Annotated in this window: 11 protein-coding genes; all 11 read left to right on the top strand. The window is 57.4% G+C overall.

The window, feature by feature from the left end:
* Positions 1-102 precede the first annotated feature (102 nt).
* On the top strand, positions 103-2,703 hold the full coding sequence (locus ORG26_RS01130; protein WP_266366569.1) for an SLBB domain-containing protein: 2,601 nt from the start codon (positions 103-105) through the stop codon (positions 2,701-2,703).
* Positions 2,704-2,724: 21 nt separating this feature from the next.
* On the top strand, positions 2,725-3,810 hold the full coding sequence (locus tag ORG26_RS01135; RefSeq protein WP_266366571.1) for a hypothetical protein: 1,086 nt from the start codon (positions 2,725-2,727) through the stop codon (positions 3,808-3,810).
* A gap of 135 nt (positions 3,811-3,945) precedes the next feature.
* On the top strand, positions 3,946-4,776 hold the full coding sequence (locus ORG26_RS01140) for an ABC transporter permease (RefSeq protein ID WP_266366573.1): 831 nt from the start codon (positions 3,946-3,948) through the stop codon (positions 4,774-4,776).
* A gap of 111 nt (positions 4,777-4,887) precedes the next feature.
* Entirely contained in the window at positions 4,888-6,150 is a 1,263-nt protein-coding gene (locus tag ORG26_RS01145; RefSeq protein WP_266366575.1) for an ABC transporter ATP-binding protein, read from the top strand.
* A gap of 105 nt (positions 6,151-6,255) precedes the next feature.
* The gene (locus tag ORG26_RS01150; RefSeq protein WP_266366577.1) at positions 6,256-7,344 is read left to right on the top strand and encodes a DegT/DnrJ/EryC1/StrS family aminotransferase; all 1,089 of its coding nucleotides are present in this window, start codon (positions 6,256-6,258) and stop codon (positions 7,342-7,344) included.
* A 106-nt stretch (positions 7,345-7,450) separates the two neighbouring features.
* Positions 7,451-9,481, top strand: coding sequence for an ArnT family glycosyltransferase (locus ORG26_RS01155; protein WP_266366579.1), 2,031 nt, complete (start codon positions 7,451-7,453; stop codon positions 9,479-9,481).
* 75 nt (positions 9,482-9,556) lie between these two features.
* Positions 9,557-10,255: a WbqC family protein gene (locus ORG26_RS01160; RefSeq protein ID WP_266366581.1), complete on the top strand. Its 699-nt coding sequence runs from the start codon at positions 9,557-9,559 to the stop codon at positions 10,253-10,255.
* 97 nt (positions 10,256-10,352) lie between these two features.
* Entirely contained in the window at positions 10,353-11,006 is a 654-nt protein-coding gene (locus ORG26_RS01165; RefSeq protein WP_266366583.1) for an acetyltransferase, read from the top strand.
* 75 nt (positions 11,007-11,081) lie between these two features.
* On the top strand, positions 11,082-12,293 hold the full coding sequence (locus tag ORG26_RS01170) for a glycosyltransferase family 4 protein (RefSeq protein ID WP_266366585.1): 1,212 nt from the start codon (positions 11,082-11,084) through the stop codon (positions 12,291-12,293).
* A 34-nt stretch (positions 12,294-12,327) separates the two neighbouring features.
* Entirely contained in the window at positions 12,328-13,461 is a 1,134-nt protein-coding gene (locus tag ORG26_RS01175) for an acyltransferase family protein (RefSeq protein ID WP_266366587.1), read from the top strand.
* Positions 13,462-13,466: 5 nt separating this feature from the next.
* Positions 13,467-14,444, top strand: a complete 978-nt coding sequence (locus ORG26_RS01180) for a glycosyltransferase family protein (RefSeq protein WP_266366589.1) — start codon at positions 13,467-13,469, stop codon at positions 14,442-14,444.
* Positions 14,445-14,448 lie beyond the last annotated feature (4 nt).

Consider the following 14,448-nt stretch of genomic DNA (forward strand, 5'->3'; position numbering starts at 1 on the left):
CAGCGGTAACCGGCTCATAAGGAGCTCGTACGGTTTCTTAAAAATATGCAAATTTCCGCAATTTTCCAGCGTCCAACTGAAAATATCTCATATTTGAAATCCATGCAATCGGTACGCCGCATGATGTTGGGAGTACTCTTCCTGAGCACTACCCTGGACACGTTCGCACAAATCCAACCTGCACCAACCAGCCCGGCTCCTTCCGGCCTTCCGGCCGGTATTCCGCGGCCCGCTCAGCCGGGAGCTCCCGGCACCCAGCTTCCTGCCAATCTGCCCGGCAACACCAACCGGGGCAATACCCAGCAACAGGGCACACGCACCCAGCAGGGCAATGTTCCGCAACAGGGTACCCGGACCCAGCAGGGCAACACCCAGCAGGGAAACAACAACCAGCAGGGTGGCCGCACGCAGCAGGGCAACGCCCAGACCGGCAACAACAACAACGGCCAGACCGATGCGAACGGCGACGCGGTCAACAACGAACGCCGCCGGAACTCCGACGACCCGCTGACCGAAGCCGACGAAAACGCCCGCCAGGAAAGCGCCGACGAACAGTACGAAAACCTGCGCCGGGACGAACTGGAGCGCCAGCGCCGCAAGCTTTTCGGCTTTGACGTTTTCAATAACCCGAACTATCAGGGCACGTTCCAGCCGAACCTGCGGATTGCGACGCCCGCCGGATACGTCATCGGGCCGGATGACCAGCTGAACGTCAACGTTTACGGTTATTCCGAATTCAATTACAACCTGACGGTGAATCCGGACGGCTTTGTGTACATCGAAAAAATCGGACCCGTGCACGTGGCCGGTCTGACGATTGACCAGGCTAAAGCCCGCCTCCGCGACCGGCTGGCCAAGATTTACGTCGGTCTGAAAACCAGTTCCTACGGGGCGGCCAACACGTATCTGGTCGTTACGCTGGGCAACATCCGCAGCATCCGGGTCAACGTACTGGGCGAGGCCGGCAAACCGGGCACCTACACGCTGTCGTCCCTTTCGACCGTGCTGAACGCCATCTACGAAGCGGGCGGTCCCAACGGCATCGGCTCGTTCCGGAACATCCAGCTCATCCGCAACAACCGGGTAGCGGCAACCATCGACCTCTACGACTTCCTGACCACGGGCGTTCAGCGCAATAACCTGCGCCTGCAGGACAACGACGTGCTCCGGTTCAACGCCTTCCGCCTCCGGGTCGAAATCAGCGGCCCCGTCAAGCGGAACAACATCTTCGAACTCGTCCCGGGCGAAACCATGCAGCGCCTGCTCGATCTGGCCGGTGGCTTCAGCAGCAACGCCTACCGCAACCGCATCAAGGTGACGCGTTTCACCAACAAAGAACTGAAAGTGATCGACGTGACCGAGGCCGATTTCCGCACGTTTACGCTTCAGGACGGCGACAACGTATCGGTCGAACAGATTCTAAACCGCTACGAAAACCAGGTGGTCATTTCCGGTGCGGTCTTCCGCCCGGGCACCTACTCACTCGATCAGAACAAGACCCTGCGTCAGGTGCTGCAATCGGCTGAGGGCCTGCGGGGAGACGCCTTTACGGGCCGCATCAACATCATCCGTACCCGCGAAGACATGGCCGTCGAGAACATCTCGCTCAATCTGGCCAACATCATCAACGGCGTCGACCCGGACGTGGAACTGCGCCGGGAAGACCAGATCGTAATTCCGTCGCGCTTTGAAATGGCCGAGTTTGCCAACGTCAAACTGACCGGGGACGTGAACATCCCGATTGGCGAAGTGCCCTACACGGCCAACATGACCCTGGCCGACCTGCTGATCAAAGCGGGTGGTCTGCGGGAATCAGCCGCGGCCTCGCAGGTGGAAATCATCCGCCGGAAAAAAGACGTTGACCCGACTTCCACGACGGGCCAGATCGCCGAAGTATACCGCGTCGATGTGGGCCGCGATCTCAGCATCAAGCCCGGCGACAGCAATTTCCTGCTGGAGCCGTTCGACGAAGTGCTGGTGCGCCGCTCGCCGAACTACCGCGAGCAGTCGTATGTGCAGGCGGAAGGCGAAGTGGTGCTGCCGGGTCCCCACCCGCTGCGGAGCAAAGACCAGCGCGTTTCGGACCTCATTAAGCTCTCCGGCGGTCTGACGCCGTACGCCTACATCGAAGGCGCTACGCTGGTGCGTACCGTGGTTATCAGCCAGCAGGAAGCCCAGCAGAAGCAGCAGACCATCTCCGAACTGGCCGACGACAGCCAGCGTACGGTGGTTGACGTAGCTCCGACATCGGATGTCCGTCAGGAACTGATCGGCATCAACCTGAAGCGGATTCTGGACCGTCCGGGCTCGTCGGAAGACATGCTGCTCCAGTCGAACGACGTTCTGCGGATTCCGAAGCGTCTGGAAACCATCCGTATCGGGGGTGAAGTGCTGCTGCCGACCACGGTGAAATACCGTTCCGGCCAGACCTTCCAGGACTACATTTCGCAGGCAGGCGGGTTTACTTCCCGTTCGGCCCGCAAGCGCGCTTACGTCGTGTACGCCAACGGCTCGGCCGACCGGACCCGCAAGTTTGCGTTCTTCAACATCTACCCGCGGGTAGAGCCGGGTGCCGAAATCATCGTTCCGCAGAAGGCCACGGGCGATCTGACGGCTCGTCAGGCACTGTCGGAAGCGACCGGTATCGCCGGGTCGATCCTGACGCTGCTGACCACTATTCTCGTTATTACCCGTATTCGATAAGACGCTGATCGAACGTTTCGTATGAATTCAACAAATTCAGTAAAACCAGTAGTGCCGCCCGACCAGATTTCCCCGAAGTCGGTGATTCTGCGGTTCATTGAGGCCAAAAACATCCTGCTCCGTAACTGGAAACGGGTGTTGATCATGATGATTATCGGGGGAATTATCGGCTTTGTCTTCGATCTGACCACCCGGAAAAAGACCATCTACACGGCCGCCATCACCTTCAACCTGGGCGGGGGCAGCTCCGGCTCGACCTTCGGGGAACTGGGCGGACTGGCCGGGGCCTTCGGGCTGGCGGGTGGCGCTCCGGACGCCAACATCTTTACGGGCGACAACTTCCTGTACTATTCGCGTTCGCGCCCGGTGGTGGAGAAGACCCTGATGAAAGAAGATACCGTGGCGGGCAAGCGGGACCTCCTGGTGAACCACTACGTCCGCCTCAGCGGCATCCGCGAAGTGGACTGGGAAGAGGACGACACGCTGCGTAATCTTCTGTTCACCAAGAAGCCGGTGTCCAAGTTCACGAAGCTCGAAAACATCGCCATGGGTCAGATTTTCGACCGCATCAAGGGCGAATCCATCGTGTACCAGCCCGACCGGAAATCGTCGTTCATCGAACTGCGGACGGGGATGGAACACGAAGAACTGTCGAAAGTCATTGCCGAGAAGCTGCTCGAAACCATCGAGGAAGATTACCGGGAAAAGCAGACCAAGAAGACCCGGCAGATGGAAAAAGTACTGGAGCACCGCGTCGATTCGCTGGCGAGCCGCCTCTACCGGACGGAAGGCAGTCTGGCCCGTTACATGGACCAGAACCAGCAGATGGTCGTGGCCGAAGGCCAGGTTCAGCAGACGCGCCTGACCCGGAACTCCGCCTTCCTGCAGGGGCAGTACACCGCCTCCCTGACTTCGCTCGACAACCTGCGGCTGACGCTCATCAAGGAAGCTCCGCTGTTTACCATTATCGAGCCGGTGGCCATGCCGCTGCAGAAGACCGTCACCAAACCCCGCGGTTTGCAGGCCGGTCTGACGCTGGGCCTGCTTCTGGGTCTTCTGGTGGTCTTCGTTCGGGAGACGTACAAAAGCATCATGCGACAGGATTGAAATACAGTTTAATAAGCTGGCAGGTCGTAAGTCGGCAAGTTGTAAGTGGCTTCGCCAAAGTAGTCCTGAAGCAAATCCCCTTACGGCCTACGACCTGCCCGCTTACGACAGTAAGCACTTACTGCCTTCATTTTTATGAAAAACCACGAAGTTGTTATTGAACCGGGCCGTTCGGAACGGCATTACTGGCGGGACCTGTGGCGCAACCGCGAACTGCTGTACATTCTGTCGATGCGGGATATTTCGGTTCGCTACAAACAAACCATTCTGGGCACCTCCTGGAGCCTGATCCGTCCGCTGACCACCATGCTCATCATGGTGTTTGTTTTCAGCGTTGTCGCCAAGCTTCCCGGTGATCCCCCCATCCCCTATCCGCTGACCGTACTGGCCGGCATCACGATCTGGACCCTTTTTTCAAACGCGTTCACCCAGATCAGCACCAGCATTACGACCAACGCCAACCTGGTGACCAAAGTCTATTTCCCGAGGCTGATCATGCCGCTGAGCTCTATCGTGGTGAGCTTCATCGACTTCCTGATTTCGCTGGGGCTGTTTATTGTGCTTTGTGTCTGGTATCAATACGTTCCGGACTGGCACATTGTCTTTCTGCCTTTCTTCATCGCCCTGGCGCTGCTGGCGGCCTTTGCCTTTGGATTGATTTTTTCGGTTCTGAACGTTCGTTTCCGGGATATTATTCACCTGATTCCGTTTATTGTTCAGATTGGCTTTTACATTTGTCCCATTGCGTACAGCAGCCGTCTGGTTACTTCCAACTGGTTCTACAAATACTACCTGATGAATCCCATGGTTGGCATCATCGACGGCTTCCGCTGGTCGCTGCTGGGCGAGAAATCGTTCTTTAATCCAATCAGTTTAGTATATTCAATGGTCTTTATCGGTGTTTTTCTGCTGATCTCCGTTTATTTCTTCCGGAAGCGGGAAAATACCTTTGTAGATGATATCTAATCAATACTAGTCAGCAAGCCGGAAGTGGCTCCGCCAGGTACTGTGCATCCACTGACGACTTACGACCGCCGCGGCGGACCGCTTACGACTCATTGACTTAATTAACCGACTATGTCCGTTATTTCTGCCGAAAACATCAGTAAACGATACATCATCGACCACCAGAAGCGCAAGCCAAGCAGCCACAGTCTGAAAGACGTGCTGGCCGAAGGTCTGGGGCGGTTGTTCAACGGCAAATCGGCCGAAGAAAAATCCGGAGAAAAAGAAGAGTTCTGGGCCCTGCGGGATGTCAGCTTTTCGATTGAGCAGGGCGACCGGGTTGGTATTGTGGGTCACAATGGGGCCGGTAAATCCACCCTGCTGAAGACTCTCAGCAAAATCACCGAACCTACCACGGGCAGCATCCGCATCAAAGGCCGGGTCGCCAGCCTGCTGGAAGTAGGAACGGGCTTCCACCCCGAACTGACGGGCCGCGAAAACATTTTTCTCAACGGCTCCATCCTGGGCATGACCCGCGGCGAAATCAAGAAGTCCTTCGACGAAATCGTTGATTTTGCCGGAATCAGCAAGTTTCTGGATACGCCCGTCAAACGGTATTCGTCGGGCATGTACGTCCGGCTCGGGTTCGCCATCGCCGCGCACCTGGACCCGGAAATCATGATTATCGACGAAGTGCTAGCCGTGGGGGACGCCGAGTTCCAGAAGAAATGTCTGGGCAAAATGCGCGACGTTTCCGCCAGCGGACGGACCATTCTGTTTGTGAGCCACAATCTGACGGCCGTGCAGGCGCTTTGCAATAAGACGTTCTACTTCGAACGGGGCCGCCTGCTCGAACAGGGCGAAACCAACCAGGTCATCACGTCCTACCTGAGCAAGGTGTCAAAAACACGCCTCATCCGGACCTGGGACACCCCCGAGGAAGCTCCCGGTAATGACCAGGTGCGCGTCAAACGCATCGAACTGATTCCGGAATACATTGACGGACAAACGCATATCGATGTCCGCACGTCGTTCCGCATCCGCTTTGAATTCTGGAACATGGTGGAAGGGGCCAAACTGAACCTCAGTCTGCACCTGAACTCGATGACCGGAGAGTGTATTTTCAACGTGGGTTCGGCGTCGCAGCCTTACGGCAAAGGCGTGGTCAGCGGCGAGGTGCGCGTCCCGGGACATTTCCTCAACGACGGCTCCTACTCGGTTTCGGTCATGATTGTAAAAGATACCGTGACGCCGCTGTTCAATCTGGAAGAAGGGCTTATCTTTGACGTTGAAGATTACCGCGAAAATGTGGCCTGGTACGGCAAATGGCCAGGCTACGTCCGCCCGCAATTCCAGTTTGTGATGGATGCGCTCGAAACTGAATTAACCCGATAGTCCGTCAGTCATCCGCTCTGTACGGTTCGTTGCTTCGCCGGAGACCATCTCTCCGCAGGCGACCGACCGCCCAGAAGGGGTGACTGACGACTTTTATTCTCTCCTATGATCAACGTAACCAAATCATATCTTCCTGATCTTGACGAGTATGTCGAACATCTGAAAGGCATCTGGGACCGCGTCTACCTGACCAACAACGGGCCGCTGTCTCTTCGTCTGGAACAGGAACTCCGCGATTATCTGGGCGTCAAACACCTGTGGTTCTGCAGCAACGGCACGATTGTTCTGCAAATGGCCATCAAGGCGCTCGGCATCACCAAAGAGGTCATCACCACCCCGTTCTCGTACTGCGCCACCACCCACACGATCATCTGGGAACAGTGCACGCCGGTCTTTGCGGACATCCGCCCGGAAGACTACACCATCGACCCGACGCAGATCGAACGCCAGATTACGGAGAACACGGAGGCCATCATGGCGACCCACGTCTACGGTAATCCCTGCCAGATCGAAGCCATACAGCGCATTGCGGATAAACACCACCTGAAAGTGATTTACGACGGGGCGCATGCCTTCGGGGCGACCTATCAGGGCAAATCGGTTCTTTCGTACGGCGATATTTCGACCTGTAGCTTCCACGCCACGAAAGTCTTCCATACCGTGGAGGGCGGCCTGATTACCTGCCAGACCGACGAGATGGCGAATCAGCTGAGCCTGTACCGCAGCTTCGGCCACCGCAACGACGATTACATCGACATCGGAATCAACGCTAAAAATTCGGAAGTGCACGCGGCGATGGGGCTTTGCAACCTGCCCAAAGTACCGGACCTGATTGCGGCCCGGGAAGAACGCTTTGGCTGGTACGATTCGCTGCTGGACTGGAGCCGCCTGAGCAAACCGACGCGCATGGGGGATTTGGAATACAATTATGCGTACTACCCGGTCGTGTTCCGTTCCGAAGCCCAGATGCTGGGCGTTCGCGACGCCCTGAACGCCGTGGGGGTTTATCCGCGCCGGTACTTCTACCCCTCCCTGAATACGCTGCCGTTTGTGCAGAAACTGAGTGGCCGGAGCCTGCAGCCCTGTCCGGTATCCGAAGATATTGCCCTCCGCGTGCTTTGCCTGCCGCTCTATCCCGATCTGGCTCAGGCAGATGCCGAGCGGATCAGCCGAGTAATCAACGAAAATCTGTAGGTCGTGCAGGCGGAAAGGCTGTGAGGCGGAAAAGGTCGTTCGAAACGGAACGGCCGTACTACGCCGGGCACAGCCTTTCTGCCTGTCAGCCTTTCCGTCTATCGCAATGACACTGCTTTACCTGCTTTCCTTTGCTTTCTTTGTCGCTTATTCCGGGGATTCCGCGAGGCAGATCAGCCGACGCTCCCTGTCGGAATGGCTGCTGCTGAGCTTCCTGTTCTTTGCCGCCAGCGTCATTCTCACGGGTTTTATCCTGTCCGCCCTCGACCTGACCGCCACCAGTCCGGCCTGGGCCGGGTCGGTGTTTGTAACGGCCACCGTTCTGCGGCTGGCTCTGGTCCGGATCACGCCCCAGGCGCAGCCCTGGGCGCTCGGCGAGCTGCTGGGCGACCGCCGACGGACGTTTGCCGCCTGGTTTTCCGGCCTTTCCGGTTTCCTGAAAGGCGTCTTCGGTCTGCTGTTTCTGACCCTCGGCCTCATCGCCGTGACCAATACCCTGCTCGTTCTGTTTACGGTTCCCAACGAATGGGACAGCATGACGGGGCACCTCAACCGGGTGATGCAGTACCTCCAGCGCGGTTCTATGGCGCATTTTGGCGGCACGAACTGGAACATGGACACCTACCCGAAAAGCGTCTGTACACTCCAGATTTACGCGTATCTGATGACGGGCGGGTTCGAAAATGCCTTCAAGTTCATTCACTTTGCCTCGTACTGGATGGCGGCCCTGGCCGTGTTTGGGATTACCCAGCGACTGACGCGTTCGCTGTCGGCTTCGTTTTTTGCCGGGCTGGCCTACGCCCTGCTGCCCAACGTCCTGATGCAGTCCATCACCACCGAAACGGACATTGTCCTGACGGCCTATTTCAGCATCCTGCTGTATTTCCTCTTCACCTACCAGCAGACGCGCGACAATCGCTATCTGCATCTGGCCGGAATGGCGTTTGCCGTGGCCTACGGGCACAAAGTTACCTTTACGCTGATGCTCCCGTCGGTGTTTGTCATCATGATCTACACGGTGTTTCTGGCTCCCAACTTTGGCGAGACGGTGCGGCGGACGGTGCGGCTCGGGGTAGCCATCGGGCTGGCAATGTGTCTGTGGACCTTCCCTACCGGCTACATCCGGAATATTCAGGTGTTCGGGCACCCCATTGGTCCGCCGACGGCCCTGAAGCACCAGTCCGTAGAACGGGCGGGGACCAAGAAGAACCTGTTCATTCAGGGCTCCCGGAACGTGATCCGGTACGCCTACGACCACGTCAACCTCGACGGCCTCCGCAACGCCCAGTTCGGCCTCGATGCCAACGTGGCGATGCGCCGGCCGCTGGTCTGGCTCGAAGACAAGCTGAATCTGCGGCTGGACGAAAAAACCGAATTCAGCATTGTGCCCTTTACGTTCAACCGCCGGTTCGAATTTTATAATGCCAATCCCTACTGGGGGATCTTCGGCTTCGGACTGGTCTGGCCGCTGCTGTTTCTGACGCTGCTCGGGGTGGTCCGTTCGCGGGCGCATGTTTTTATCGGCATTGCGGTGCTGCTGCACTTTGCGGCACTCTCCTACTCGGCGGCGTACGACCCGTTCAAGGGACGGTACTTTATCAGCACGGGACTGATGGGCGCCCTGTTTCTGGGCCTCCTTTTTTCAAACCGCCGGGTGGACGTTTCGCTGCCGGGCCGGACGCTGGGGAAAGCCTGGCTTGGACTGGTGGTGGTGATCGGCAGTTTGTCGGCCCTGCTGGCGGTTTTTCTGAACGAACGCTGCCTGCCTTTCTCGGCATACGGCCGCCCGTCGGCCTTCCGGGCGGAGCGCATTTACCAGATGACGCTTTTCCGGCCGGATACTTACGTGCCTTACAAACGGTTTGACGAAATGGTCCCCGATTCGGCCACCGTGGCCCTGGGCACCATCAACGACGATTTTGAGTACCCGCTCTACGGCAAACACCTGTCCCGGCGACTCATCACCATCAACCCGTTTGAAAAGGGCGTTCAGCCGATTCCGAAAGAGGCGAGCTATCTTTTCTTTTCGAAGAACGTCATCAAGCCGCAGCCCGGCGACATTCGGCTCGGCACCGACACGACCATCAAGGGTCTGATCGTGCCGGGTGAAGATTATTATTTACGAAAATTAAAATAACCGTTGCCCCTCGTCGGGCCGTTCCGGCTGGGCCTCTGGCCTGACCGACCGGCGACGGGCGACTCCTGAAACACCATGACCATCGCCATCATGCAGCCCTATTTTCTACCCTATATCGGGTATTTCCAGTTGATGCACGCCGTGGACAAATTTGTGCTGTACGACGACGTGGCGTTCATCAACCGGGGCTGGATCAACCGCAATCGCCTGCTGGTCAACGGCCGCGACTTTCTGTTCACGGTGCCGCTGAAAGACGCCAGCCAGAACCGGATGATTCGGGACATCGCGCTGGGCGACGATCCGAAATGGCGCGCCAAACTGCTGCAAACCATCAACCAGAGCTACCGGAAAGCACCTTTCTACACAACGGCCCTTCCTTTATTGGAAAAAATTGTAAACTTGGAGGTTAAGACAATTGCTGAGCTGGTCCGGGAAAGTCTGGTATTAATCAATGACTTTATGGGAATAAAAACCGAAATCGTCCCGACATCGACGATTTACGGAAACCAGCACCTGAAAGGCCAGGAGCGGATTCTGGACATTTGCAAACAGGAAGGCGCCACCCGGTACATCAACCCGATTGGAGGACTGGAATTGTACGATAAAGAGCTTTTCCGGCAGGAAGGCATCGAACTGTTTTTTCACCGTTCCCGCCGGGCGGAATATCCGCAGGCAGGCAATGATTTTGTTCCCTGGCTATCCGTCGCCGACATCCTGATGTACAACGACCGGGAAGCTGTTGGGAAAATGCTGGATGAATACGACCTTGTTTAATGATTGAATGATTGAATGACCGAATGACTGAATAGATGAGGTAAGCTAACCCGCCATTCAATCATCCAATCATTCAATTATTCAACAATTCAATTCTATGGCGAACGTAGTAATTTTTGGCGTGCTGGATACGGCCGAGCTGGCCCATTTCTACCTCACGCATGATTCGGAGCACACAGTAGTGGCCTTCACGGTTCATGAAGAATACCTGAAAGAAACGGAATTCCGGGGTTTGCCGGTAGTTGCGTTCGAACACGTTCAGGAGATTTATCCGCCGGGCGAATTCCAGTTCTTTGCGCCGATGACCGGCCGGAACATGAACCGGAACCGGGAAAAAGTGTACCAGGACGCCAAAGCCAAAGGGTATTCGTTCGTCTCCTACGTCAGTTCCAAAGCCACACTCTTCGGCAACGAAATCGGCGAAAACTGCTTTATTCTGGAGGACAACACCATCCAGCCGTTCACGCGCATTGGCAACAACGTGGTTCTCTGGAGCGGCAACCACATCGGCCACCACGGCGAAATCAAGGACCACGTTTTTTTCACGTCCCACGTGGTCATGTCGGGGCACTGCGTCATTGAGTCGTACTCGTTCTTCGGCGTCAACAGCACAATCCGGGATTATACGCCCATCGCGCAGGGCACCCTGGTAGGCATGGCCGCAGCCATTTACAAACCCACGGAAGAATGGGGCGTGTACATTGGCAATCCGGCCAAAAAACTCCCGCAACCGAGTTACGAAGTCTATTAAACACGAGTCGTCCGTCGGGCCGTCCCTACTCCGACCGGATGAGGACGGCCCGACGGACGACGGACGACGAGCATTTTGAAAAAAAAGATTCTTTTCATCGGCCATGACGCCAACCGGGCGGGCGCTCAACTGGTGCTGCTGCAACTGCTGCGCCTGCTGAAGCAGCGGAACATCCCGACGCAACTGGTCCTTGGCGGGGGCGGTCCGCTGGAAGCGGAGTTTCAGGAAGTGACTACGGTGACCCGGATGCCGATGGCGCCGGACAACCGCCTGGCCCGCTACGCCCGGCACATTCCGGGACTGCACCGGCTGGCGGGCCCGGTCCTGCGCCGCGAAGAGGCGGCCCGCTGGCAGGCGTTCGAAAGCGCCGTCGGGGCGCCGGAGGTGGAGCTTGTGGTGGTCAATACCGTGGCCTGCGCAGTCTATTACCGGCAACTCGCCCGGTTTGTCAACGCCCCCGTCATCCTGTTCGCGCACGAACTCGCGCTGTCGATCCGGATGTACAGCCAGCCCGACGATCTGCGGTTTCTGCTCGACCGCTCCCGTGCATTGATTGCCGTTTCCAAAGCGGTGGCCAACCATTACGTTTCGGTGTACGGCTACGACCCGGCCCGGATTCAGCTTCAGACGCTCATCGACCGTCCGCATTTCGAACAGCTGCGGGACGAAGCCCGGTCGCTGCCATCCATCCGGCCGAACCTCGGCATTCCGGCGGACGCGATTGTGGTGGGGGCCTGCGGCAATGCCGAATGGCGAAAAGGCAACGATCTGTTTACGTCGCTGGCCCGGCTCGTGGTGGACAAACTGCCCGATTACCCCATTCATTTCGTCTGGGTGGGCGTTCCGCGAACAAATCCCTGGTACGACGACCTCTGGATGGACGTCGAAAAAGCGGGCCTGACGGACCGGGTTCACTTCGTGGAGCCGACGCCGGAAGTGTTCCGGTACACCACCCAGTTCGACATTTTTGCCCTTACTTCCCGCGAGGACCCTTACCCGCTGGTCATGCTGGAGGCCGCCCTTTGCCGGGTTCCGGTCGTGTGCTTCGACGGCGCGGGCGGAGGTCCCGAACTGGTGGAGGAGGACGGCGGCCGGGTGGTGCCGTACCTGCACCTCGACGCGATGGCCGAAGCGGTCGCAGAACTGGCCCAGAACCCCGCGCAGCGGGAGCAGGCCGGTCGGCGGCTGTTTGAAAAAGTGGCCGAACGGCATCCCACCAGCCAGAACATTGAACAACTGGTAGCCCTGTTTCAACAGGCTCAGACGACTCAAACGGCTTTGTCCTGAGACGGTCTTCATCCACAAATCTTGAAAGCGGAAAATGAATTCAACACTTGGGGCTTATTCAGATGGAATTCCCGTTCGGGCCACCAGCCGGGCCGCGGAATTTATGCCGCAGCTGGACTCGCTCCGGGCCTTTGCGGTGATGGCCGTCATCGTTCACCACTGGCTGCCGCACAACTGGCTCATCAACCGGACGCCCAACGGAGCCATTGGCGTGACCCTCTTTTTTGTGCTCAGTGGCTTCCTGATCACCCGGATTCTGATCAAAAGCCGCAACCAGGTGCTGGCGGGGACCATGACCCGCCGCGAAGCGTACCAGACGTTTCTGATTCGCCGGGCGCTTCGTATTTTTCCGCTGTATTTTCTCATCCTGGGGTTTGTCTATTTCTTCCTGCCCCACGCCTCCGCCATCGACGAGTATCCGGGGTATTATCTGTTCTATTCGTACAACATTCTGCTGAACCGGACGGAGGACTGGGCCGACATCCTTTCCCCGTTCTGGTCGCTGGCCGTGGAAGAACAGTTTTACCTCGTCTGGCCGTTTGTGGTCATGCTCACGCCCCGGCGGTTGCTGCTGCCCATGATCGGGCTGAGTATCGGGCTGGGCGTCACGTTCCGGGCTTATTTTCTGACCCAGGGCGAGATCCAGAACATCCTGACACCCACTTGCCTCGACGCCTTCGGCATTGGCGCACTCTGGGCCGCCCTGCCCTACGAACGCCCGGTTACCGGCGCTTTTTTCCGGCGGGCCCTTCCGGCGGCGGCGGCCATCAGTCTGGCGGTATTCGTCTTCATGCTCCAGCTGCCCGACGCCCATCCCCTCCGGATCGTCTTTCTGCGGCTGGTCCTGTCCGTTTTGAGTCTGTACGCCGTCGCGCAGGCGGCCGAAGGCATCGGCGGACCGGTGGGACGGGTGCTCAACCAGCCCTCGCTGCTGTACATGGGCAAAATCAGCTACGGGCTGTACGTCTTTCACATGCTGGTCTCCTCCCACCTGGCCAATGTAATGATGGGCTGGATGGTGCGCCACATTCCCCGATTTCCGGCACTCGGCTTTTGGCCGTATCTTGCGTTCAGTTTTGTGGTGCTGCTGGCGCTCGCTTCGCTCTCGTGGTACTTTTTCGAGAAGCCGTTCAACGATCTGAAACGCTATTTTACTTACCAAAAATAACCTGAATGACGCTTGCATTTACCCTGTGTTCCATCAACTACCTGGCCCAGGCACGGACGTTAGGGGATTCCCTCCGGCAAACCAATCCGGACTGGCAGTTTGTCATCGGGCTGGTTGACCGCCTTGCGGAGGCGAATCTTCCGGAAGAACTGGTTCCCGCCTACCCGATGATCGAGGTGGACCGGATTGAAATCGAGGACTTTGCGGGCATGTGCGACCGGTACGATATTACGGAGCTGAACACGGCCGTCAAACCCTACTACATGGATTACCTGTTCCGGCACCATCCGGACGCCACCGAGGTCATTTACTTCGACCCCGATATCATTGTTTATCAACCCCTTACCCGGCTTTCGGCCAGTCTCGCCGAGGCCAATCTGGTGCTGACTCCGCATACCTGTTCGCCCATCAACGACTGGCTGGCGCCCAACGAGCTCAATCACCTGAACACGGGCATCTTCAACCTCGGTTTTATCGGCCTTCGCCGGTCGGAGGAGACGCTCCGGTTTGTGGACTGGTGGAAAAAGCGCCTGGCCTACGAATGCCGGATTGACTTATGCAACGGATTGTTCGTTGACCAGCACTGGGTTAATTTTGCGCCGGTTTACTTTGACAGGGTTCAGGTAGAACGCCATCCGGGCTATAATGTCGCCTACTGGAATCTCCACGAACGCACCATTTCGCGGGACGGTGACCGATGGCTGGTGAACGAGTCAGAATTGCAGTTTTTCCACTTCAGTGGATACAGTCCGTACAAACCCGAAGAAATTTCCAAATACCAGAACCGCTTTACATTCAATGACCGGCCCGATATTGTAGCCCTGTTCCAGGATTACGGAAACAGGCTGATGACGAACCGGAACGACGTTTACCGGACCTATCCGTGTCATTACATCAAACCGCCGAAAACGCTCTATTACCAGCGCGTCCGGCAGGCGTTGAAAAACCCGTTGAATCAATTGATTGCGGCACTCGAAAAATAAGACC

It is taken from the genome of Tellurirhabdus rosea, assembly GCF_026278345.1.
Taxonomy (GTDB): Bacteria; Bacteroidota; Bacteroidia; order Cytophagales; family Spirosomataceae; genus Tellurirhabdus; species Tellurirhabdus rosea.

Bases quoted from the DNA above. Each gene is read 5' to 3' on its own strand.
- ORG26_RS01130 (WP_266366569.1), top strand. From the start codon at position 103: ATGCAATCGGTACGCCGCATGATGTTGGGAGTACTCTTCCTGAGCACT.
- ORG26_RS01135 (WP_266366571.1), top strand. From the start codon at position 2,725: ATGAATTCAACAAATTCAGTAAAACCAGTAGTGCCGCCCGACCAGATT.
- ORG26_RS01140 (WP_266366573.1), top strand. From the start codon at position 3,946: ATGAAAAACCACGAAGTTGTTATTGAACCGGGCCGTTCGGAACGGCAT.
- ORG26_RS01145 (WP_266366575.1), top strand. From the start codon at position 4,888: ATGTCCGTTATTTCTGCCGAAAACATCAGTAAACGATACATCATCGAC.
- ORG26_RS01150 (WP_266366577.1), top strand. From the start codon at position 6,256: ATGATCAACGTAACCAAATCATATCTTCCTGATCTTGACGAGTATGTC.
- ORG26_RS01155 (WP_266366579.1), top strand. From the start codon at position 7,451: ATGACACTGCTTTACCTGCTTTCCTTTGCTTTCTTTGTCGCTTATTCC.
- ORG26_RS01160 (WP_266366581.1), top strand. From the start codon at position 9,557: ATGACCATCGCCATCATGCAGCCCTATTTTCTACCCTATATCGGGTAT.
- ORG26_RS01165 (WP_266366583.1), top strand. From the start codon at position 10,353: ATGGCGAACGTAGTAATTTTTGGCGTGCTGGATACGGCCGAGCTGGCC.
- ORG26_RS01175 (WP_266366587.1), top strand. From the start codon at position 12,328: ATGAATTCAACACTTGGGGCTTATTCAGATGGAATTCCCGTTCGGGCC.
- ORG26_RS01180 (WP_266366589.1), top strand. From the start codon at position 13,467: ATGACGCTTGCATTTACCCTGTGTTCCATCAACTACCTGGCCCAGGCA.